Here is a 20,155-nt window from a genome sequence, read left to right as displayed (position 1 = left end):
ACGGGCAGGCGGGAAGAACGAGTTACGCGCCCTCTTTGAGCACTTTCGAGATCAGTTCCCGCTGCTCTTCCGTCAGCCGGGGATCGGCCGCGTACACCGTCCTCCCGTCCACCGTGATCTCGTAGCGGAAGCCGTCCGGGACCCCGACGGGCGGGGTGCCCCGGCCGGCGGCGACAGCCTTCTCGGCCAGGGCCTGCCACGCGTGGGCATCGGGCCGCCCGGAGGTGTCGACCTCCTTGTACCGCTCGATGCCCGCGAACCCGCCCGTGCGCCTCACCTGAATACGCATGGGTCCTGTCTAGTACGGACTCACAGGATCCGCACCCCGACCTGCTCCCAGGCCTTCGACACGGCCTGGAGCTCCTCGCCGCCGTCGCCGAAGCGCTCACGCGCGGCCTTGACGGTCAGCTTCGCGAAGTCGTTGAACAGGGCGCGGTCGCTCAGCTCGCCGCCGGTCAGGACGTCGTACCAGATCTGGCCCGCGCGCTCCCAGGCGTGGCCGCCGAGGGCGGTCGCGACCAGGTAGAAGGCGTGGTTGGGGATGCCGGAGTTGATGTGCACGCCGCCGTTGTCGCGGCCGGTGCGGACGTAGTCGTCCATGGTCGCCGGCTGCGGGTCCTTGCCGAGCACGTCGTCGTCGTAGGCGGTGCCCGGCTCCTTCATCGAGCGCAGCGCCTTGCCGGAGATGCTGGGCGCGAGCAGGCCCGCGCCGATCAGCCAGTCGGCCTCGGCGGCGGTCTGGCCGAGCGTGTACTGCTTGATGAGCGAGCCGAAGACGTCGGACATCGACTCGTTCAGGGCGCCCGGCTGGCCGTAGTAGGTGAGGTTCGCCGTGTACTGCGTGACGCCGTGGGTGAGTTCGTGGCCGATGACGTCGATCGGGATGGTGAAGTCGAGGAAGATCTCGCCGTCGCCGTCGCCGAACACCATCTGCTCGCCGTTCCAGAAGGCGTTGTTGTAGTTCTCGTCGAAGTGCACGGTGGCGTCGAGCGGGAGGCCGTCGCCGTCGATCGAGTGGCGCGCGTAGGCCCGCAGATAGAGGTCGAAGGTGGCGCCGAGACCGGCGTAGGCGCGGTTGACGGTGGCGTCCCGGCCGGGCTCGGAGCCCTCGGCGCGGACCTTCTCGCCCGGCAGGTCGCTCTTGTGCCCGGCGTCGTAGACGGTCCGCAGCGGCTGGTCCGACGGTGCCTTCGCCGTCGGCGCGGCCGCGAGGCCGAACTCGGTCGTCACGCGGCGGCGGCCGCGCAGTTCGCTGTCGCGCATCAAGGTCTGCTGCGCGGGACCGGAGAGCGCGGGGTCGTCGTTCCGGGCCAGTTTGTCGAGGACGTGTGGCGGTACGACGGTGCAGAAGACGGGCTCGAAGCCCCCGTTGGTCGTCATGTGCGGCACCCTTGCACTGAGTCATGACCGTGTCACTACCCGCAACCATGATTGGTGAAATATGCGGACAGGGAAGCACACGCTCCGTGACGAAGTGGTATGGCGCACTTTTTGTCCGATTCACCCCGCGGGTCCCGCATACTGATACGGCGCCCCGCGCGGGGAGCGGCTCGGCTAGCATGCTGCGCATCATGCGTTTCGGGCTGCTTCTTCTTAGCTGCCGCGGCGAGGGCCTGTAGTCCAGGTCGACTCCCTCCCCGCGGAGCTTCGCGTTGCGTGTCGGCCGTCCTTTCCGGACACCTCTAGGAGCCCCGCAATCATGGCGAACCGCCAGCAGCCCACCACCATGCCGATCCACAAGTACGGCCAGTACGAGCAGGTCGACATCCCGGACCGCACCTGGCCGGACAAGCGGATCACCGTCGCCCCCCGCTGGCTCTCCACCGACCTGCGCGACGGCAACCAGGCCCTGATCGACCCGATGTCGCCCGAGCGCAAGCGCCGGATGTTCGACCAGCTGGTCAAGATGGGCTACAAGGAGATCGAGGTCGGGTTCCCGGCGTCGGGCCAGACGGACTTCGACTTCGTGCGCTCGATCATCGAGGAGCCGGGTGCGATCCCGGACGACGTCACGATCTCCGTACTGACCCAGGCCCGCGAGGACCTGATCGAGCGGACCGTGGAGTCGCTGAAGGGCGCCAAGCGGGCCACCGTCCACCTGTACAACGCGACCGCGCCGGTCTTCCGCCGGGTCGTCTTCCGGGGCTCCAGGGACGACATCAAGCAGATCGCCGTCGACGGCACCCGCCTGGTGATGGAGTACGCGGAGAAGCTGCTGGGCCCGGAGACCGAGTTCGGCTACCAGTACAGCCCCGAGATCTTCACCGACACCGAGCTGGACTTCGCGCTGGAGGTCTGCGAGGCGGTGATGGACGTCTACCAGCCGGGTCCGGGCCGCGAGATCATCCTCAACCTGCCTGCCACGGTGGAGCGTTCGACGCCCTCGACGCACGCGGACCGCTTCGAGTGGATGCACCGCAACCTGTCCCGCCGCGAGTACGTGTGCATCTCTATCCACCCGCACAACGACCGTGGTACCGCCGTCGCCGCCGCCGAGCTGGCGCTGATGGCCGGCGCCGACCGCGTCGAGGGCTGTCTGTTCGGACAGGGCGAGCGCACCGGCAACGTCGACCTGGTCACCCTGGGCATGAACCTGTTCTCGCAGGGCGTCGACCCGCAGATCGACTTCTCCGACATCGACGAGATCCGTCGCACGTGGGAGTACTGCAACCAGATGGAGGTCCACCCGCGCCACCCGTACGTGGGCGACCTGGTCTACACGTCCTTCTCCGGCTCCCACCAGGACGCCATCAAGAAGGGCTTCGACGCCATGGAGGCCGACGCGGCCGCGAAGGGCGTCACCGTCGACGACATCGAGTGGGCGGTGCCCTACCTGCCGATCGACCCGAAGGACGTCGGCCGCTCCTACGAGGCCGTGATCCGGGTCAACTCGCAGTCCGGCAAGGGCGGTATCGCGTACGTCCTGAAGAACGACCACAAGCTGGACCTGCCGCGCCGGATGCAGATCGAGTTCTCCAAGCTGATCCAGGCCAAGACGGACGCCGAGGGCGGCGAGGTCACCGGCTCGGACATCTGGGCGGTCTTCCAGGACGAGTACCTGCCGAACCCTGAGAACCCGTGGGGCCGTATCCAGGTCAAGAACGGCCAGTCGACCACCGACACCGACGGCGTGGACACCCTGAAGGTGGAGGCCACGGTCGACGGCGTCGACACCATCCTGACCGGCTCCGGCAACGGCCCGATCTCGGCCTTCTTCGACGCGCTGGCCAAGGTCGGCATCGACGCCCGGCTGCTGGACTACCAGGAGCACACGATGAGCGAGGGCGCCTCCGCGCAGGCCGCGTCCTACATCGAATGCGCGATCGACGGCAAGGTTCTGTGGGGAATCGGCATCGACGCGAACACGACGCGTGCGTCGCTGAAGGCGGTCGTCTCGGCCGTCAACCGAGCCGCTCGATAATCCCTCTGACCGGGGGTTTTGGGGCCTTGATCGCTGTATACGGTGATCAAGGCCCCGTCGTTTATCGGCCATCGGCCCGTGGAGGTCACGAGCAGGTCTCGTCCGGGGTGCTGACTCCGCCTCGCTCATGTGGCTAACATCACGCAAGCGCGGCGATGTTGCCGCGGGGTTACGCGGAGGTGTGACGTGCTGCCTGGACGGGGACGAAACGGCCGTGCTGCCAGGCCTGCGCGCCTCCTGGGCACCCGTACCGCGTGGACGACCGTCGGCGACGGCGAGTTCTTCTGCCCCGGCTGCGGGGGCGACCGCAACTACCAGCGGCTGAGCGGCCGCCGCCGGGTCGTGGTGCTGGGCGTCCCGGTCCTGCCGCGCGGTGACACCGCACCGGTGGTGGAGTGCGCGGCCTGCCGGCGCCACTTCGGCATGGACGTCCTGGACCACCCCACCACGACCCGCTTCTCGGCGATGCTCCGCGACGCCGTCCACACGGTCGCGCTCGCGGTCCTCGCGGCGGGCGGCACCTGCTCGCGCACCTCCCTGGAGACCGCGGCCGTCACGGTCCGCGCGGCGGGCTTCGACGACTGCACGGAGGACCAGCTCGAAACCCTGGTCGAGGCCCTCGCCGAGGACACCGGGCGGCTCCACGACCGCCCCTGCGGGGCCGGCCTCTCCATAGAGCTCCACGAGGCCCTCGACCCCCTCGCCCCCCACCTCGCCCCGCCCGGCCGTGAGTCGATCCTCCTCCAGGCGGCCCGCATCGCCCTCGCGGACGGCCCGTACACCCCACCGGAACGGGATGTCCTGACGACGGTCGGCACGGCCCTGACGATCTGCGCGGACGACGTCACCAGACTCCTGGCAGCGGCCCGCACGCCGTCCTGATCTGCGCGGTCCGTTCACCTTGCTGAAGGGCCTTCCTCAAGGACCTTGCCTCCCTCACAATCGTGCCGTGCACCGAAGGGGGACGGGGTATGCGGCCGGGAGTGCGCTGGGCAATGGCGATCGCGCTCGCTCTGGTCGGATTCGGCGCGGCTTTCATGCTCTTCTACGGCGCCGGTCTGCCCTTCATGCCGCCGGACGACGGTGACCGTGCCTCGGTCGGTGTCGCGGCCGGGGGTGTGGTCGCCGCGGCGATCGGAGCGTGGGCCGGCTGGTACACCGTCGATCGTTCCGCGTCGGGCACGGATGTCCCGATCCATCTCGACTTTGCACACTCCACCGTCTCGGTCACCTCCAACGGTCATCCGGGACCACGTGCCGCGACACTGGTCCGGACGGGCGAGCTGCCGCGTCGCCCCGTGGGTTTCCAACCGCGCGACGGCCTGGTCGCGGAACTCGCCAGGACTGCCGCTGACCACCGATTGGCGGTCGTCCGCACGGTGACGGGGACGCGGGGCGTCGGCAAGACACAGTTGGCAGCTGCCTACGCTCGGTCGCGGGTCGAGGACGCGTGGCCGGTGGTCGCCTGGATCAATGGCGAGACTCGTGGACAGCTGGTGTCGGGCCTCGCCGAACTTGCGGCGCAGCTGGGCGTGCGGGAGTCCGGCGAGGACGCCGAGACCTCGGCCCGCGCCGCACTCACCTGGATCGGGCGCGCCGACGAGCGGTGTCTGCTCGTGGTGGACAACGCCGTCGACCCGGACGAGGTAGCGGACTGGCTGCCGACGTCCGGTCGTGCCGAGGTCGTGGTGACCACCACGTCTCGGGCCTTCGGGAACATCGCCGTCGGCGGGCAGGTGGACGTCGGAGTCTTCACTCAGCCGGAGGCTCTCGCCTTTCTGCACGAGCGCACAGGTCTCGACGATCCGGAGGGGGCGCTAGAACTCGCAGAGGAATTGGGTCGGTTGCCCGTCGCCCTCGCGCAGTCGGCGGCTGTGATCAAGAACGAACACATCGGCTACGGCGGATGTCTGGAACGGTTGCGGACCGTGCCGGTCGCGCGGCTGCTGGCAGCTGTGCCGGGTGAGCGGTACCCGCACAGGATGGCGGAGGCCGTGCTGCTGTCCGTGCAGCAGGTCGAGCAGCGCGACGACACGGGGCTCGTACGGGTTTTGCTGGACGCGCTGGGCCTACTGGCGCCGTCAGGGGTGGCAGTGCCGTTGCTCCAGGCGATCGCGGGGCGGCATCGTCCGGGTGTCGGCCGGGCCGATGTGGAGCGGGCCGTGGGACTGCTGGTGGAGGCCTCGCTGGCCACCCGGGTGGGCAGTGGCAGCGTGGCCCTGCACCGGCTGACCCAGCGGGTGGTGCGGGACAGGGCCCGCGCGGAGGAAGCGTTGGCAGAGATGGCCGGCGTCGTCGGGGAGTGCCTGGACGATGAGCGGATACCGCTGCGTGAGGCATGGGAGCGGCGCGAGGAGGGGGATCAGCTGGCCGATCAGGTGGACGGGTTGTGGAATGCGGTGGCCGGCGACTTGGCCGTCCTGGGTGAGGAGCCCACGACACGGCTTACCGCGCTGCGTGGCTGGATGTCCCGCTATCTGCTCCGAGTCGGGGAGTCGGCGCGGGCCCTCGACGCCGCAGAGGAGACCCTGTTGTGCCTGTCCACGGGGCTGGAGACCGAGTCGGCCGCCCTGCTCATGGCCTTGGCGACGCTGGCCGACGTCCGGGACAGGACCGGTCGCTCCGAGTCCGCCGTCGCTCCCCTCGACCGGCTGCTCACCATCGTGGAGAGGAACAACGGCCCCGACCACGAGGAAACGCTCGCCGTCCGGAGGGACCTGGCCTACGCCCATCGTGCGGCAGGTCACTTCGATCTCGCGGTCTCGCACTTCGAGCACCTGGTGCACGACGTCGAACGACTGCGAGGCCCCGACCACAGTGACACGATCGAGGCGCAGAGCGATCTGGCCCGGACCTACGGAGCGGCGGGACGGCTGGCCGAGGCGGTCGCGATCTCCGAGGCCGTCCGCGAACGGCTGTTGCCGGCCAGCGGGTCGGCACTCGCGCGTGATTCCGGTGGGCTCAGCCGGCTGGTCGACTTCTACGACTCGGCCGGCCGCGCGGCCGAGGGCGCGGAACTGCTGCGCGGGCTGCTGGCAGAACAGGAGTCGGGAGCGGACCACGACTCGACGGAGACCGTGTGGACCAGGACCAGGCTGGCGGCCAACTGCATGTCGGCCGGGTTGTACGACGAGTCCCTGGAGGTCGCCCGCCGGGCTTTGGAGGATGCGGAGCAGTTGCTCGCCGACGATCCTCGAAGCCTGGCGTCCGTACGAGTGACGTGGGCCAACGCGCTCGCGCAGCTCGAACGGTACGAGGAGGCGCTGGCGCAGTTCCACCGGAACGTCGACGACCTGACGGCCCTGCACGGGCCCGACCACCCTGATGTCCTGGATGCACGTGAGTGGGTGGTCCACGGACTGCGCAACGCGCTGCGGCACCGGGAGGCACATGAGCATGCCGCCGAGCTCCTCGCCGATTTCGAGAGGTTGTTGGGCTCCGACGACACGGACACCCTGCGTGCCCGCAGCGTGTACGCCGATACGTGCGTGGAGGCGGGGCACTACCCGGAGGCGATCGAGGTGGCTCGCCGGGTGGTAGGGGAGTCGGAACGGATCTACGGGCCTGGGCACCCGTGGACGCTGGGAGCGCGCATCGACCTGGCGGTGGGGCTGCGGAGTGCGCTCTCGTACGAGGAGGCTGAGACGCTGGTTCGGCGCACTCGCGAGGAGGCCGTGTACTCCCTGGGCGCCAGACACGCGCTGGTGCTGCGCGCCGATGAATTGCTGGCGGACCTACTTCTGCGGATGAACCGGGGAGAGGAGGCCCGTGAACTGAGGGAGCGGACCCTGGAGGAGCGCATCGCCCGGTACGGCGCTGCAGACGAGGACGTCCCCTGGAGTGCTGCCTTGCTCGCAGATGTCGAGATCTGGCTGGGCGACTACGAGCGGGGCATCGCCCGCTACAGGGAGGCGATGGCGACGCTGGAACGGAGGCACGGGACCGACCATCGGTACACGATCGTCATGCGGCGACACTTGGCAGGGGCCTACGCCAGGACCAGTCGCCTTCCGGAGTGGGTCGCGGCGATCACTCGGTCGGTGGACGACTACACACGGTTCTACGGTCCGGACCACCCCTGGACCCTGCTGGCGCGGTCCGAGCAGGTCGACGCCGTGCGGCGGACGGGAAAGCGCAGGGATGCGCTGCGGATGCGCCGCGCTCTGCATGCCGAGTTCGTACGGGTTCTCGGACCGCGGCACAGGAACACCATCGTATTGCTGAACGACCTCGCCGGTGACTACAGAGCGGTCAATCGGCGTTTCAAGGCACTTGGTGTGCGACGGCGTGTCCTGGCTCTCCATATGTCTGGGACAGGACCGGACAGTAAACAGAGCCGCTACGCTCTGCGAACGCTCGGCGGTTCCTACTGGTCGGTGGGGTTCGTCTGGAAATTCGCGGCTGTGCAACGGCGATTGCTCGAACAGGCTCTGGACCTTTACGGCCCCGACCATCCGTACACGCTGGAGCAACTGTGGTGGCGGGCCGCCGGCCTGCGTGCCAGCGGTAGGATCCGACGGTCCCTGGCCATGCACCGGACTCGTGTCGAGGCCATGGTGAGGCTGTACGGTCCCGACCACGACGAGACTCTGAACGCCCGCGGCAGCGAGGCCCGGGCCCTTCGTCTCACCGGCCGCGTTCGCAAGGCAGTCGGGGGCTACGAGGGCCTCGTCGCCGACAGCACCCGCACTTACGGCCGCGACCATCCACGCACCTGGTACCGGCGTATCGCCCATTCCTACGCCGTCCTCTGGTCCGGTCATCCCCGCAGGGCCTTGGCTCTGTGCCGGGAAGTGCTCCTGGACGGCCGCCGCATACTCGGCCCTGATCACCCCGACGTCCGCCGACTCGCCCGCAGATTCACCCTCCTGTCTGTCGCCACCGGCCACTGGCGCACTACTCCCCAGGGAGTAAGACCCTCCCCGGACCACCCCACGCAGTAGCCCCCGGCTCGCCCTCCCGCCCGACGAACCGGGCTCCTTTCGGCGGAAGTCTGGAAGCGATCCAGACATCCGAGGCGGAAGGAGGCCCGTCGATGGGGGCCGGAAAGATTGGTGGGCGGCGGCGTGCCGTGCCCTGGCTCGTGCTGGGGTTGTGGATCGTCGTGCTGGCGGCCGTGTCGCCGTTCGCGTCGAAGCTCGCGGACGTGCAGCGGGACCGGGCCGTGGACTATCTGCCGGCGAGCGCGGACTCGACGCAGGTCGCAAAGATCCAGGACCGGCTGCCCGGGGGCGAGGCCACGCAGATGGTCGTCGTCTACCACCGGGACGGCGGGCTGACGGCGGCCGACCGGGCGACCGCCGCCGAGCAGATCGGGCGGATCGCGGACGAGCACACGCTGACCGCCGAGCCGCAGGGCGTACCGTCCGCGGACGGGACCACCGTGATGTACCCGATCGCCAGCACCGAGCCCGGCACCGACGAGAAGGCCCGGGACCGGCTCGTCAACGACGTGCGGGACGTCGCCCGCGGTGAGGGCGGGCTCGGCGTCGACGTCGGCGGGGAGGGGGCCCTCGCCACCGATGCCGCCGAGGTCTACGACTCGCTCGGCGGCCCCCTGCTCTACACCACCGCCGGGGTCGTCGCCCTGCTGCTGATCGTCATCTACCGCAGTCCGCTGCTGTGGCTGGTGCCGCTCGGGGTCGCGGGCATGGCGGAGTTCCTGGCGCGGGCCGTGGCCTACGGGCTCAACCAGGGCTTCGGGACCGCGGTCACCGGTCAGAGCGGCGGCATCATGACGATCCTGGTGTTCGGCGCCGGCACCGACTACGCCCTGCTGCTCGTCTCCCGGTACCGGGAGGAGCTGCGGCGGACCGAGCGGCCGTACGACGCCATGGCGGCCGCGCTGAGGGGCTGCGGGCCCGCCGTGCTCGCCTCCTCCGGGACCGTGGCCGCGGGACTGCTCTGCCTGCTGGCCGCCGACCTCAACAGCAGCCGTGGCATGGGCCCGCTGGGCACGGTCGGGGTGCTGGTCGCGCTCGTCGCGATGATGACGCTGCTGCCCGCGGTCCTGGTCCTGCTCGGCCGCCGGGTGTTCTGGCCGCTCGTGCCGCGCTACGGCAGCACGCCCCAGGTCCGCCGGTCCCTGTTCGCCGCCATGGGCAGCTCGGCCGGGCGGCGCCCGCTCACCGTGCTCGCGGGCGGGGCCGTGCTGCTCGGGGCGCTCGCGCTGGGCGTGCTGAACCTGCCCGGCAGCCTCAAGCAGGAGGACTCCTTCACCAGCAGGCCCGACGCGGTCGCCGCCATGGGGACGCTCGCCGAGGCCTACCCGGAGCGCGGCACCCAGCCCATCACCGTGATCACCCCGGCCGACCGCGCCGACGCCACCCTCGCCGCGATCCGCGGCACCGAGGGCGTCGACAGCGCCCGCGAGGGCCGTACCGGAGACGGTTGGACCGAGATCTCCCTCACCGCGAAGGACGCCCCCCAGTCCGCCGGGGAGACCGCGACCATCAAGGCCCTGCGCGCCGAGCTCGACGGCTCCTACGTCGGCGGGCCCAGCGCCGAGCAGCTCGATCTGAAGGACACCAACAGCCGCGACCGGATGATCGTCGTGCCGATCGTCCTCGTCTCCGTGCTGCTCATCCTCATCGCCCTGCTGCGGTCCCTCGTGGCGCCGCTGCTCCTGGTGACCGCCGTGGTCGCCGTGTGGGGCGCGGCCCTCGGCATCGGCGGTCTGGTCTTCGGGCCGGTGTTCGGGTTCGAGGGCACCGATCCGGGGCTCGGGCTGCTGTCCTTTGTGTTCCTGGTGGCCCTCGGCGTCGACTACGGCATCTTCCTGATGCACCGCATGCGCGAGGAGTCCCTGGCCGGGGCCGAACCGGTCACCGCCGCCCTCACCGCGCTGCGGGCCACGGGCGGGGTCATCGCCTCCGCCGGACTCGTCCTCGCGGCCACCTTCGCGGTGCTGACCAACATGCCGATGGTCCAGCTCGTCGAACTGGGCTTCGTGATCGCGGTGGGCGTGCTGCTGGACACCTTCCTGGTGCGCACCTACCTGGTCACCAGCGCGGCCGTGGCACTGCGGCGCAAGGTGTGGTGGCCGGGGGCGCTGTCCCGGGCGCCCGAACCGCCGGTACCGGCCGAGCGGCAGCCGGAACCGGTGTGACGAGGTCGCTCCTGGGCGCCCTTCCCTCCCGGAAGGGCGCCTTCCGGCCCGACGTCCCGGAAGATGACACCGTGCAGGAGACCACGAGACCCCGGCTGGGCGAGCGGATCATGGCGGCGGTCAACCGCGACCCGCGGACCGCCCCCCACGGCACCCGCAACGACGCACTGCTCGCCCTCGTGCTGGCGGCGGTGGCCGTGTGCGTCGGCCTGTTCAGCGACGAGGCCCGCCGCCCGGACGCCCTCGGGTGGACGCTGCTGCTCGCCGCCCACGTGCCGATCGTGTGGCGGCGCCGCCGCCCGATGCTCGTGCTGGCCGCGATGGTGGCGCTGATCGTGCCCTACCACGCCCTCGACAACAACCACTTCGCCCCCACTCCGGTCGCCTACGTCGCCCTCTACACGGTCGCCGTCACCGGCCGCCCCCTGCGGACGGTCCTGACGGGCGTCACCGTCCTCGGCCTGTCCACGAGCGTCATGCTCACCGTCAGCACCCATCAGGCCGTCGAACTGCTGAGGATCTCCGGCTGGATCATCGCCGTCCTCTTCTGCGGCATCGACGTCCGCTACTACCGCCAGTACGTCGCCTCCATCGTCGAGCGCGCCGTCCGCGCCGAACGCACCCGCGAGGAGGAGGCCCGCCGCCGGGTCGCCGAGGAACGCCTGCGCATCGCCCGCGACCTGCACGACCTGCTCGCCCACAGCATCACGCTCATCGGCGTGCAGACCTCCGTCGCCGCCCACGTCCTGGCCGCCGACCCCGAGCGGCTGGACCGGGAGACCGTCGCCAAGGCCCTCGACGACATCGCCGAGACCTGCCGCACCGCACGCGGCGAACTCCGTACGACCCTGGAGGTGCTGCGCGAACACGGCCCCCAGGACACCCGCGGCCCGCTGCCCGGCCTGGACGGACTGCCCGACCTCGTCGCGGCGGCCCGGCTCGCCGGCGCCCGCGTCGAACAGGACCTGCGCGTTCGCGCCGACCCGCCGCCCGCCGTCGGCGCCGCCGCCTACCGGATCGTCCAGGAGGCGCTCACCAACGCGGTCCGGCACGCGGGCCCCGCACCCGCCGTACGCCTCAGGCTGTACGACGAACCGGGCGCCCTGCGGGTCTCGGTGACCGACGACGGCACCGGGCCGCTCCCCGGCGGCACCCCCGGCTTCGGGCTGGTCGGCATGCGTGAGCGGGCCCGCAGCGTCGGTGGCACACTCGACGCCGGACCACGCCCGGACGGCGGGTTCGAGGTGACGGCGGCGCTGCCGCTCGCCGTGGGGGAGGGAACCGTATGACCATCCGTGTGCTGCTCGCCGACGACCAGACGCTGGTGCGGGCCGCGTTCGCCATGCTCGTCGAGTCGGCGCGGGACATGGAGGTCGTGGGAGAGGCGGGCAGCGGGCGGGAGGCCGTGGGCGCGGCCCGGGAGGTGCGGCCCGACCTGGTGGTCATGGACATCCGCATGCCCGACCTCGACGGCATCGAGGCGACAAGGCTCATCGCGGCCGACGAGGACCTCGCCGGGGTGCGGGTGTTGGTCCTCACCACCTACGACACCGACGAGCACATCGTGGAGGCGCTGCGCGCGGGCGCCTCCGGCTTCCTGGTGAAGGACACCCGGCCCGCCGAACTCCTCGACGCGATCCGCACGGTGGCCGCCGGAGACGCACTGCTGTCGCCGGGCCCGACGGCACGGCTGATCGAGCGGTTCCTGCGCAGCCCCTCGGTACCGGTGGCGGGCGGCGGCCCCGAGTGCCTGTCCGACCGGGAGCGCGAGGTGCTGGCCCTGGTCGCGCGGGGCCTCAACAACACCGAGATCGCCGAGGCGCTGGGCCTGAGTCCGCTCACCGCGAAGACCCACGTCAGTCGGATCATGGGGAAGCTGGGCGCGCGGGACCGGGCCCAACTGGTCATCGTGGCCTACGAGTCGGGCATGGTGACACCGGGCACCCCGTAGGGTTCAGAGCAGTCCGGCCTCGGACAGGAACGCGGCCACCCGCTCCACCTCCGCCGCCGACAACGGCACCTGGGGCTCCGCGGTCACCGGCCAGTCGATCACGCCCCGCAGATGCAGTGCCGCCTTGAACGCGCCCAGCGCCGCCGAGGACGCGCCCATACGGGCCGGGTCGCCCGCGCGCACCATGCCGAACAGGGCGCACAACCGCTCCTGTTCGGCCCGGGCCGCGTCCAGGTCGCCCGTACGGCACAGGCGGTCGAGACGGACGTACCCCTCGGGGTCGACGTTGGCCAGACCGGGCACCGCCCCGTCCGCGCCGACCGCGAGGGCCGCGTCGACGAAGAGCTCGGAGCCGGTCAGCACGCTGAAGCCGGTGATGCCGGGGTGGACGCGGGCACCGGAGACGACCGCGCGGAAGCCGGCGAGGTCACCGCTGGAGTCCTTGAGGCCGGCCAGCACGCCCTCGGCGGCCAGGTCCAGGACGACGTCGGCGGGGAGCTTGGTGTGGACACCGCTCGGCAGGTCGTAGGCGATGACCGGGACCGGGCTGCCGGCCGCGACCAGCCGGTAGTGGCGGGCGATCTCCCGCGGATGGGTGCTCGTGTAGAAGGGCGCCGTGACGACCACCGCGTCGGCGCCCGCCGCCGTGACGGCCCGTACATGGTCCAGGACCCGGGCCGTCGTCATGTCGATCACCCCGGCCAGCACCGGGAGCCGGCCCCCCACATGGCCGGTCACCGTCTCCACCACCAGCCTGCGCTGGGCGTCGGTCAGGAAGGCCGCCTCGGACGTGGTGCCGAGGACGAACAGGCCGTGCACGCCGCCCGCGACGAGATGGTCGACGAGTCTGAGCAGCGAGGCGACGTCCACCTCGCGGTCCGGTGTCAACGGCGTGCAGACGGGCGGGACGACTCCGGTCAGCGGGGCGGGAAGGGTCATCGGGGCTCCTCGGGATCGGCCGTCCCATGATCCTCCCGCACCGGGCGAGGGGGCGCCGACCCCTGTACGGCGCCCCCCGTCCCGAGCTGCCTCGCTACTGCACCTGCTGGTACGTGGTGTCCTCGGCGGAGTCGTAGATCAGCTTGCCGCCCTGGTCGTAGCCCTTGACGTGCGGGTTCCTGGTGACCTGCTGGGTCAGGGTGCCGGAGGCGACGAACCAGCCGTGGTCGAGGACCGCCTCGCTGTCGGCACCGCCGTAGGAGACGGTCACCTTGGCCACGTCCGGTTCGACCGTGCCGATGAAGCCCCAGCCGAAGGGCAGCTTCCAGTTGCCCTGGTCCAGGAACGACTGCTGGTAGAGCTTGTTGGCGTTGATGTCGGCCAGCACGGGCGGAGAGTCCGGCTGCCGGTCGCTGCCGACACTGGTGTTCAGCCCGGACGCCTCGCCGTTCTTCACGTTGCAGATCAGCCGGGTCTGCTTCGGCTTCTCCTTCACGGCGACCACGAAGATGCCGTCGCCGGGCGAGTTGGAGTCACCGGTGCTCTTCAGCGCCAGGATGATCCGGTACCCGTCGGCTTCGCCCAGGTCGGAGGAGGCCATGCCGCCGTGGGACACGCGGTCCCGGTCCCAGGCGAGGCACTTGTCGAGCCCGTCCGCCGCCTGCGCCAGCGTGATCCCGTCCCGCAGCTGCCCGGCGGTGGCCGGCCCCGCGGGCCCCCTGGGCGTGGGGGAGGCGGTGGGTGTCGGGGAGGCGCTCGCGGAGGCCGTGGGTGTCGTCGCCGTGTCGGCCGCCCCCCTCCCCCCGCCGCCCACCGCGAACGCCCCCACCGGCACGGCGGCCAGGGTCACCAGGGCCGCTCCCGCCACCACCACCCGCCGGCGCCGCTCCGCGACGCCCTGGCGGCGGATCTGCGGGTACGGCACCGGCGCGGGCCGGATCGTGTACGCGTCCTCGGCGAGCAGCTCCCGCAGTTGCTCCTCGAAGCCCCGCTCCTCTTCGTCGCTCATCTCGTGCCTCCCTGCGGGGCGCGGTCCATGACCTGCGCGAGCCCCGGATACGTACGCAACTTCGCCAGTCCCTTGGACGCCTGGCTCTTGACCGTGCCCTGTGAGCAGCCGAGCACCTCGGCGGCCTCCGCCTCCGACAGGTCCTCCCAGTAGCGCATGACGACCACGGCCCGCTGCCTGGGCGGCAGTTGGGCCAGGGCGGCCATCAGCACCCCGCGTTCGTCGACCCGCGCCACCGCCTCGTCGCGGCCCGCCCGCTCCGGCGGCGCGTCGGTCAGCGACTCCTTCACACGCCGCTTGCGGAAGCGGTCGCTGTTGCAGGTGACCAGCATCCGCCGGACGTACGCCTCCGGGTTGTCGCTGCGCGACACGCGCCGCCAGGAGCGGTACGCCTTCGCCAGCGCCGTCTGCGTCAGGTCCTCGGCGTGATGGGCGTCGCCGGTGAGCAGATAGGCGGTCCGCACGAGGTGCGACCACCTGGCTCTGACGAATTCCTGGAACCGGTCCTCTTGTTCGGCCTGCATCTGGCACCCTCCCTCGCCCACCAGACCACGAGAGGAACGGATTCGGTTGCCCGGTCGTCGATGACGGGTTCGAATGAGGGCATGAAGGGGTGGGACGAACACGGGCCGGGCATCCTGCGGCTGCCGTCCGGACGACTGGTGCGGGGCCGCGGCCTGCGGCACCCGCTGGATCCGGCCGCGCCGCGACCGTCGTACGGCGTCTATCTGCTCGGCGGCGGCCCGCCGGAGGTCCCCTGGGCCTCCCGCTGGCTCCGCTGGCCGGACTTCCGCCTGCCCGCGGACCGAGGGGAGGCCCGTGACGTCCTGGTCGACGCCTGGGAACGCGCGGCCGCCGAACGCGTCGAGATCGCCTGCGGGGGAGGCCGGGGCCGCACCGGAACGGCCCTGGCCTGTCTGGCGGTTCTGGACGGCGTGGCCCCGCGGGAGGCGGTCGCGTACGTGCGGGAGCACTACGACCGGCGCGCGGTGGAGACTCCCTGGCAGCGGCGGTACGTCCGGCGGTTCTGACCCGTCAGCCCAGGGCGCCGGCCACCACCGCGGCCGCGTCGGCGACCAGGGCGTCGTCCCGTACGGCGTCCGGCGCGGGCATGGTCGACAGCACCGACAGGACGATCGGGTCGCCGGTGTCGGTCCACACGACACCCACGTCGTTGGCGGTGCCGTAGGAGCCGCTGCCCGTCTTGTCGGCGATCGTCCACGTCTTGGGCAGGCCTGCGTGGAAGCGGTTCACGCTGGTCGTGTTGTGCAGCAGCCAGTGCGTGAGCAGCTCCCGGTCCCGCCGGTCCAGCGCGTCGCCGAGGACCAGCCGGCCGTAGGTGCGGCCGATGGCGTACGGGCTCGTCGTGTCCGTCAGCCGCCACGGCTCGGCGGTGTTGAGCTCGGGCTCCCAGCGGTCGAGGCGGGTGATCCGGTCGCCGAGGGAGCGGGCGAAGCGGGTGATCGCGGTCGGGCCGCCGAGCTCGCGCAGCAGGAGGTTGCCGGCGGTGTTGTCGCTGTGGGTGATGGCCACCTCGGCGAGCCCGGCGACGGTCATGCCCTCCGCCAGATGTGCCGCCGTCTGGTCCGAGCCCGGGATCACCAGGTCGTCCTCGGTGTAGTGGATACGGCGGGCCAGCACCTCGCCGTGCCGGTCGAGGTCGCGCAGGACGGCCGCGGCGGCGAGGGACTTGAACACGGAGCACATCGGGAAGCGCTCGTCGGCGCGGTACCGCACGGACCGCCCGGTCGAGGGGCGGCGGGCGAAGACGCCGAGCCGGGCGCCGTAGCGCTCTTCCAGCGCGCGGAGCCGGGCGGTGACGGCGTCGGCCGCGTGAGCGCCGGTGCCGGTCAGGAGCGTGACGGCGGCGGTCGCACCGGCCAGCAGGGTGCGTCGGGACAGGTTTCCGGAGGCTGAGATCGTGCTCTCCTTCGCTCGGTGACGGTTACCGGTCTCTTCGATGATCGACGCCGGGAGCTCATCGCCTGGTTGCGTCACTCGGGCAGTACAGGTCCTCGGCGGGTCGCTCGCCGGTGGCCAGGAAGCGGGAGACGGTCGCGTCGCCGCACGCGGTGCCGTTGTCCAGGTAGGCGTCGTGGCCGGTGGAGTCGTTGACGACCATGACGGCCCGCCGGCCGAGTGCCTCGCGCAGTTTGAGGGCGCCGCTGAGCGGAGTGGCCACGTCCCGTGCGTTCTGCACCATCAGGATGGTGGACGGGCCCCGGTCGGTGACGTGCACCGGTGCCTCCCTCGGCTCCCACGGCCAGGCGGCGCACGGCATCGCGCTCCTCGGCATGCCCCCGGTCAGCGGGTACCGGGAGCGGCTCTCGGCCACGGCCGCGCGGTACGGCTCCGGGTCGCCCGGCCAGTCGACGTCGTTGCAGATGGTGGCGGCGCCGACCGCGGCGTAGTTCTGCATGACGGCCTCGGGCGGGCCCGCCGGGGCGGGCGGCACCGTGCCCTTCTGGGCGGCGAGGATCAGCTTGGCGAGGGCCGGGTAGTCGTCGGGGTCGTAGAAGGAGTCGAGCATCGACTGGCGCAGGACGTTGCCGTTCAGCTCCTCCGGGTTGGCGCCCGGCCAGGGGATCGGCTCGCGGTCGAGGCGGGCGGCGAGGCGCAGGAAGAGCGGACGCACCTCGGCGGCGGTGCCGGCCAGGCGGTCCGGGTTGCCGGGCGCGGAGGCCCATGCGGCGAACTCCGGGAAGTTGTCCTCGGCCCCCTGCTCGAAGGCGTTGAGCCAGGCGCGCTCCCCGTGGACGGGGTCCGCGTGGTCGTTGCTGTCCAGGACGACACGGTTGGTGCGCCGGGGGAACAACTGGAGGTAGGCGTCGGCGACATAGGTGCCGTAGGACACGCCCCACGCGGACACCTTGCGCTCGCCGAGCGCGGCCCGCACGCGGTCGAGGTCACGGGCCTCGTTGAGGGTGCTGATGTGCCGGATCAGCTCGCCGCCGTTGCGTTCGCAGGCCGCGGAGATGCGCTTGCCCGCGGCCATGGCCGCGTCGACGGAGCCGTCCGGGGAAGGCCAGGGCAGCAGGGTCGTACGGGCCAGGTCCCGGTGTTCGAGGCCGCAGTCGACGGCCGTCGAGGGGGCCATCCCGCGCGGCGCGAAGCCGATCAGGTCGTAGGTGTCCCGCACCTTCTTCGGCAGTCTCTGCCCCTTCCCGGACGGGTCGTTCATGCTGTCGCCCCCGGGTCCGCCGGGGATCAGCAGCAGAACACCCCGCCGGGCGTCCGGGTTCTCGCTGCGGATACGGGAGACGGCGATCTCGATGCGCGGGCCGTCCGGGTCCGCGTAGTCCATGGGCACGGAGACGGTCGTGCACTGCTGGCGCGGATCGAGGCCGCTGCCCTCGCACTTGGTCCACTTCAGCGCCGGGGTGCGGGAGGCGGCGGAGGCGGACAGCGGGGTCAGGGCACCGAAGACGACACCGGAGGCGGCGGCGATCAGGGCGAGGCTCTTCGTCATCTGCTTCATGCGAGGAGCCTCGCGGATCGACCGCCGTCGGCCCATCCGGGCAACTGCCTGATCGGCAGGGGGGTTTACCCCCCTACTCGAGCAGCCCGAGGAACTGGGTCCAGGTGTCGGTGGGGAAGACGAGGACGGGGCTGTCCGTGCTGAGTTTGGAGTCACGGACCGGCATGACTCCGGGGACTGCGTCGGTGACCTCGACGCAGCTGCCGCCCTCGCCGTTGCTGTAACTGCTCTTGCGTCAGCGGGCGTTGCTCAGGTCGTATTCACGCATCGTCTGAAGTCCTCCGCCGCCGAGGCGATCAGGGTCAGGGACGCCTCCGGCGACAGCGCGGCGACCCTGAGCAGATCGTATGTGCGCTGTGCCCGTTTCACCACGGCCGGATCGTCGATGAGCGTTCCCGAAAACGCCGTCTCTGTATAGGCGAGCGGAGGGGCGTCATCGAACTCCATGAGCTGCAACATCCCGGCGATCGAGGCGTATGCCCCCGCCGCGAACGGCACCACCGTCAGCCACACCTTGCGGTCCCGCATCAGCCGCGCGATGCAGTCCAGTTGCTCGGCCATGGACTGCGGGCCGCCGACCGGGATGCGCAGCACGCTCTCATGCAGGACCACCCAACCGCTCCGGCATAAGCCGCCGTTTGCAGGAGGCCCGGGACCACCGTCGGCGCGAACTCGCAGATGCGCGTGGCAGTCCGTTCGAACTCCACGACCTGCGCGAAGTAATCCGCATACCGCTTGTCGTCGATCAGCTTCCTGCACAGCCGCTCGAAAATACCGTCGGTTTGTAGAACTTCGTCGATCCGCTGGGAGATATCCAGTTGCGGTTTTCGAAAAGCCTGCTCGAACTGCCCGATATAAGCGCCGGAGACGAAGACCCGTGACCCCAGCTCAGCCTGGGTCATCCCCACCTCCTCCCGGTGCCGCCGCAACTCCGTTCCGAAGAACTCCCACGCCGCCTGCCGTGAACCATTGGCCATGGCCAACCCTCTTGTTCAGCTTCGCACTTGTAGTGCACAGACTCCTGCCGAGTGTAGGGAAAGAAGACCACCTTGGAGAAGGGAAGAGTGAAACTCGAAAAAGGCGGGGAGTTCGAGGGAATCGGCGTCTGGAGGGAATCGGTGACGAAATTGCCCGTGGGCTCGTACGTCGTGGACACCCGCACCGGGAGGTCCGGCGTGGTGATGGGGCACGAGGGGCCCTACGTCCAACTCAGACCGCACGGCGGCGGCAGGGAGTGGGACGCGGCACCGGAGGCCGTACGGGAGGCCACCCCGGCGGAGCGGCCGGAGCGGCCGGAGATCACCCGCGTGTACCGGTCCGCCGACGAGAGTCGGCCGTAGTCGCGGGCGCCGACGAGCACGGTCCCGGGTAGGCGAGAATGGGCTCATGAGTCTGTTCCGCGAAGACGGCACCCTGCCGCGCACCCGGCGCGGGGGTGTGCGATGAGTCTCTTCCGGGACGACGGGATCGTGCTGCGGACGCAGAAGCTCGGGGAAGCGGACCGGATCATCACGCTGCTCACGCGGGGGCACGGGCGGGTGCGGGCCGTGGCCAGGGGCGTGCGGCGGACCAAGTCGAAGTTCGGGGCGCGGCTGGAGCCGTTCTCCCACGTCGACGTGCAGTTCTTCGCGCGGGGGAGCGAGCTCGTCGGGCGCGGGCTGCCGCTGTGCACGCAGAGCGAGACCATCGCGCCGTACGGTGGCGGGATCGTCTCCGACTACGCCCGGTACACCGCCGGGACGGCCATGCTGGAGACCGCCGAGCGGTTCACCGATCACGAGGGCGAGCCCGCCGTCCAGCAGTACCTGCTGCTGGTGGGGGCCCTGCGCACCCTCGCCCGGGGCGAGCACGCGCCCCACCTCGTCCTCGACGCGTTCCTGCTCCGCTCGCTCGCGGTCAACGGCTACGCCCCGAGCTTCAGCGACTGCGCGCGCTGCGGCATGACCGGCCCGAACCGCTTCTTCTCGGTGGCCGCCGGAGGCTCGGTCTGCGTGGACTGCCGGGTGCCCGGCAGTGTCGTACCGTCGCCGCAGACCCTGGAACTCCTCGCCGCGCTGCTTACGGGAGACTGGGAGACCGCGGACGCGAGCGAGCCGCGGTACGTCCGGGAGGGCAGCGGGCTGGTGTCCGCCTACCTGCACTGGCACATGGAGCGCGGGCTGCGCTCCCTGCGGTACGTCGAGAAGTCGTAGCGCACCACCGTCGTAGAGCACCAGAGTCGTAGAGCACCACAGTCGTAGAGCACCACT

16 protein-coding genes and 2 pseudogenes are annotated in these 20,155 nt (G+C 71.1%); 9 read left to right on the top strand and 9 right to left on the bottom strand.

Annotation, left to right across the window (positions count from 1 at the left end):
• Positions 1 to 22: 22 nt before the first annotated feature.
• Both M2163_RS19040 and M2163_RS19035 read right to left on the bottom strand, forming a co-directional pair.
• Entirely contained in the window at positions 23 to 289 is a 267-nt protein-coding gene (locus M2163_RS19040; RefSeq protein ID WP_280851595.1) for a protealysin inhibitor emfourin, read from the bottom strand.
• Between the two features lie 20 nt (positions 290 to 309).
• Positions 310 to 1,380 (bottom strand): M4 family metallopeptidase, encoded by a 1,071-nt coding sequence (locus M2163_RS19035; protein WP_280894537.1) that lies wholly within the window; start codon positions 1,378 to 1,380, stop codon positions 310 to 312.
• A 319-nt stretch (positions 1,381 to 1,699) separates the two neighbouring features.
• On the opposite strand from M2163_RS19035, the gene leuA reads away from it, so the two are divergent.
• The 6 genes from leuA to M2163_RS19005 all read left to right on the top strand — a co-directional run bounded on the left by leuA (position 1,700) and on the right by M2163_RS19005 (position 12,480).
• A complete protein-coding gene (leuA, locus tag M2163_RS19030; RefSeq protein WP_280851597.1) occupies positions 1,700 to 3,421 on the top strand; it encodes a 2-isopropylmalate synthase in 1,722 nt (573 codons plus the stop codon).
• 186 nt (positions 3,422 to 3,607) lie between these two features.
• Positions 3,608 to 4,303 carry a TerB family tellurite resistance protein gene (locus M2163_RS19025; protein WP_280851598.1) on the top strand — a complete coding sequence of 232 codons (696 nt, stop codon included), beginning with the start codon at positions 3,608 to 3,610 and terminating at the stop codon, positions 4,301 to 4,303.
• Between the two features lie 113 nt (positions 4,304 to 4,416).
• The gene (locus tag M2163_RS19020; protein ID WP_280851599.1) at positions 4,417 to 8,364 is read left to right on the top strand and encodes a tetratricopeptide repeat protein; all 3,948 of its coding nucleotides are present in this window, start codon (positions 4,417 to 4,419) and stop codon (positions 8,362 to 8,364) included.
• Between the two features lie 92 nt (positions 8,365 to 8,456).
• Entirely contained in the window at positions 8,457 to 10,529 is a 2,073-nt protein-coding gene (locus M2163_RS19015; RefSeq protein WP_280894536.1) for an MMPL family transporter, read from the top strand.
• Complete coding sequence (locus M2163_RS19010; RefSeq protein ID WP_280894535.1) at positions 10,526 to 11,818, top strand: histidine kinase; 1,293 nt, start codon at positions 10,526 to 10,528, stop codon at positions 11,816 to 11,818. Before M2163_RS19015 ends, M2163_RS19010 begins: the two co-directional genes overlap by 4 nt.
• Positions 11,815 to 12,480 carry a response regulator transcription factor gene (locus M2163_RS19005; RefSeq protein ID WP_280851602.1) on the top strand — a complete coding sequence of 222 codons (666 nt, stop codon included), beginning with the start codon at positions 11,815 to 11,817 and terminating at the stop codon, positions 12,478 to 12,480. Before M2163_RS19010 ends, M2163_RS19005 begins: the two co-directional genes overlap by 4 nt.
• A gap of 3 nt (positions 12,481 to 12,483) precedes the next feature.
• On the opposite strand, the gene M2163_RS19000 is transcribed toward M2163_RS19005, so the two are convergent.
• The 3 genes from M2163_RS19000 to M2163_RS18990 form a co-directional block, all read right to left on the bottom strand.
• A complete protein-coding gene (locus M2163_RS19000) occupies positions 12,484 to 13,419 on the bottom strand; it encodes a dihydrodipicolinate synthase family protein (RefSeq protein WP_280894534.1) in 936 nt (311 codons plus the stop codon).
• Positions 13,420 to 13,513: 94 nt separating this feature from the next.
• A complete protein-coding gene (locus M2163_RS18995) occupies positions 13,514 to 14,428 on the bottom strand; it encodes a hypothetical protein (RefSeq protein ID WP_280894533.1) in 915 nt (304 codons plus the stop codon).
• A complete protein-coding gene (locus M2163_RS18990; protein ID WP_280851604.1) occupies positions 14,425 to 14,952 on the bottom strand; it encodes a SigE family RNA polymerase sigma factor in 528 nt (175 codons plus the stop codon). The genes M2163_RS18995 and M2163_RS18990 overlap by 4 nt, the downstream gene beginning before the upstream one ends.
• A gap of 81 nt (positions 14,953 to 15,033) precedes the next feature.
• Between M2163_RS18990 and M2163_RS18985 the strand changes: the two genes are divergently transcribed.
• Positions 15,034 to 15,459 carry a protein phosphatase gene (locus M2163_RS18985; protein WP_280851605.1) on the top strand — a complete coding sequence of 142 codons (426 nt, stop codon included), beginning with the start codon at positions 15,034 to 15,036 and terminating at the stop codon, positions 15,457 to 15,459.
• Between the two features lie 4 nt (positions 15,460 to 15,463).
• On the opposite strand, the gene bla is transcribed toward M2163_RS18985, so the two are convergent.
• The 4 genes and pseudogenes from bla to M2163_RS18965 form a co-directional block, all read right to left on the bottom strand.
• The gene (gene bla / locus M2163_RS18980) at positions 15,464 to 16,348 is read right to left on the bottom strand and encodes a class A beta-lactamase (protein ID WP_280854207.1); all 885 of its coding nucleotides are present in this window, start codon (positions 16,346 to 16,348) and stop codon (positions 15,464 to 15,466) included.
• Positions 16,349 to 16,406: 58 nt separating this feature from the next.
• A complete protein-coding gene (locus tag M2163_RS18975; protein ID WP_280894532.1) occupies positions 16,407 to 17,906 on the bottom strand; it encodes an alpha/beta hydrolase in 1,500 nt (499 codons plus the stop codon).
• A 73-nt stretch (positions 17,907 to 17,979) separates the two neighbouring features.
• Positions 17,980 to 18,129, bottom strand: a pseudogene (locus tag M2163_RS18970) (DUF397 domain-containing protein); the annotation flags it as partial.
• Between the two features lie 26 nt (positions 18,130 to 18,155).
• Positions 18,156 to 18,883 (bottom strand): annotated as a pseudogene (locus tag M2163_RS18965) (helix-turn-helix transcriptional regulator).
• Positions 18,884 to 19,024: 141 nt separating this feature from the next.
• Here M2163_RS18965 and M2163_RS18960 point away from each other — a divergent pair.
• Positions 19,025 to 19,246 carry a hypothetical protein gene (locus M2163_RS18960; protein WP_280854329.1) on the top strand — a complete coding sequence of 74 codons (222 nt, stop codon included), beginning with the start codon at positions 19,025 to 19,027 and terminating at the stop codon, positions 19,244 to 19,246.
• A 102-nt stretch (positions 19,247 to 19,348) separates the two neighbouring features.
• Complete coding sequence (gene recO, locus M2163_RS18955) at positions 19,349 to 20,098, top strand: DNA repair protein RecO (protein ID WP_280894531.1); 750 nt, start codon at positions 19,349 to 19,351, stop codon at positions 20,096 to 20,098.
• Positions 20,099 to 20,155 lie beyond the last annotated feature (57 nt).

Source organism: Streptomyces sp. SAI-135 (genome assembly GCF_029893805.1).
In the GTDB taxonomy this organism is placed as follows: domain Bacteria; phylum Actinomycetota; class Actinomycetes; order Streptomycetales; family Streptomycetaceae; genus Streptomyces.
This window is presented reverse-complemented; position numbering and strand designations above follow the sequence as displayed.

Excerpts from the sequence above, each read along its gene's own strand:
- M2163_RS19040 (WP_280851595.1), bottom strand. The coding sequence starts at position 289 with ATGCGTATTCAGGTGAGGCGCACGGGCGGGTTCGCGGGCATCGAGCGG.
- M2163_RS19035 (WP_280894537.1), bottom strand. The coding sequence starts at position 1,380 with ATGACGACCAACGGGGGCTTCGAGCCCGTCTTCTGCACCGTCGTACCG.
- leuA (WP_280851597.1), top strand. The coding sequence starts at position 1,700 with ATGGCGAACCGCCAGCAGCCCACCACCATGCCGATCCACAAGTACGGC.
- M2163_RS19020 (WP_280851599.1), top strand. The coding sequence starts at position 4,417 with ATGGCGATCGCGCTCGCTCTGGTCGGATTCGGCGCGGCTTTCATGCTC.
- M2163_RS19015 (WP_280894536.1), top strand. The coding sequence starts at position 8,457 with ATGGGGGCCGGAAAGATTGGTGGGCGGCGGCGTGCCGTGCCCTGGCTC.
- M2163_RS19005 (WP_280851602.1), top strand. The coding sequence starts at position 11,815 with ATGACCATCCGTGTGCTGCTCGCCGACGACCAGACGCTGGTGCGGGCC.
- M2163_RS19000 (WP_280894534.1), bottom strand. The coding sequence starts at position 13,419 with ATGACCCTTCCCGCCCCGCTGACCGGAGTCGTCCCGCCCGTCTGCACG.
- M2163_RS18995 (WP_280894533.1), bottom strand. The coding sequence starts at position 14,428 with ATGAGCGACGAAGAGGAGCGGGGCTTCGAGGAGCAACTGCGGGAGCTG.
- M2163_RS18990 (WP_280851604.1), bottom strand. The coding sequence starts at position 14,952 with ATGCAGGCCGAACAAGAGGACCGGTTCCAGGAATTCGTCAGAGCCAGG.
- M2163_RS18985 (WP_280851605.1), top strand. The coding sequence starts at position 15,034 with ATGAAGGGGTGGGACGAACACGGGCCGGGCATCCTGCGGCTGCCGTCC.
- M2163_RS18975 (WP_280894532.1), bottom strand. The coding sequence starts at position 17,906 with ATGAAGCAGATGACGAAGAGCCTCGCCCTGATCGCCGCCGCCTCCGGT.
- recO (WP_280894531.1), top strand. The coding sequence starts at position 19,349 with ATGAGTCTCTTCCGGGACGACGGGATCGTGCTGCGGACGCAGAAGCTC.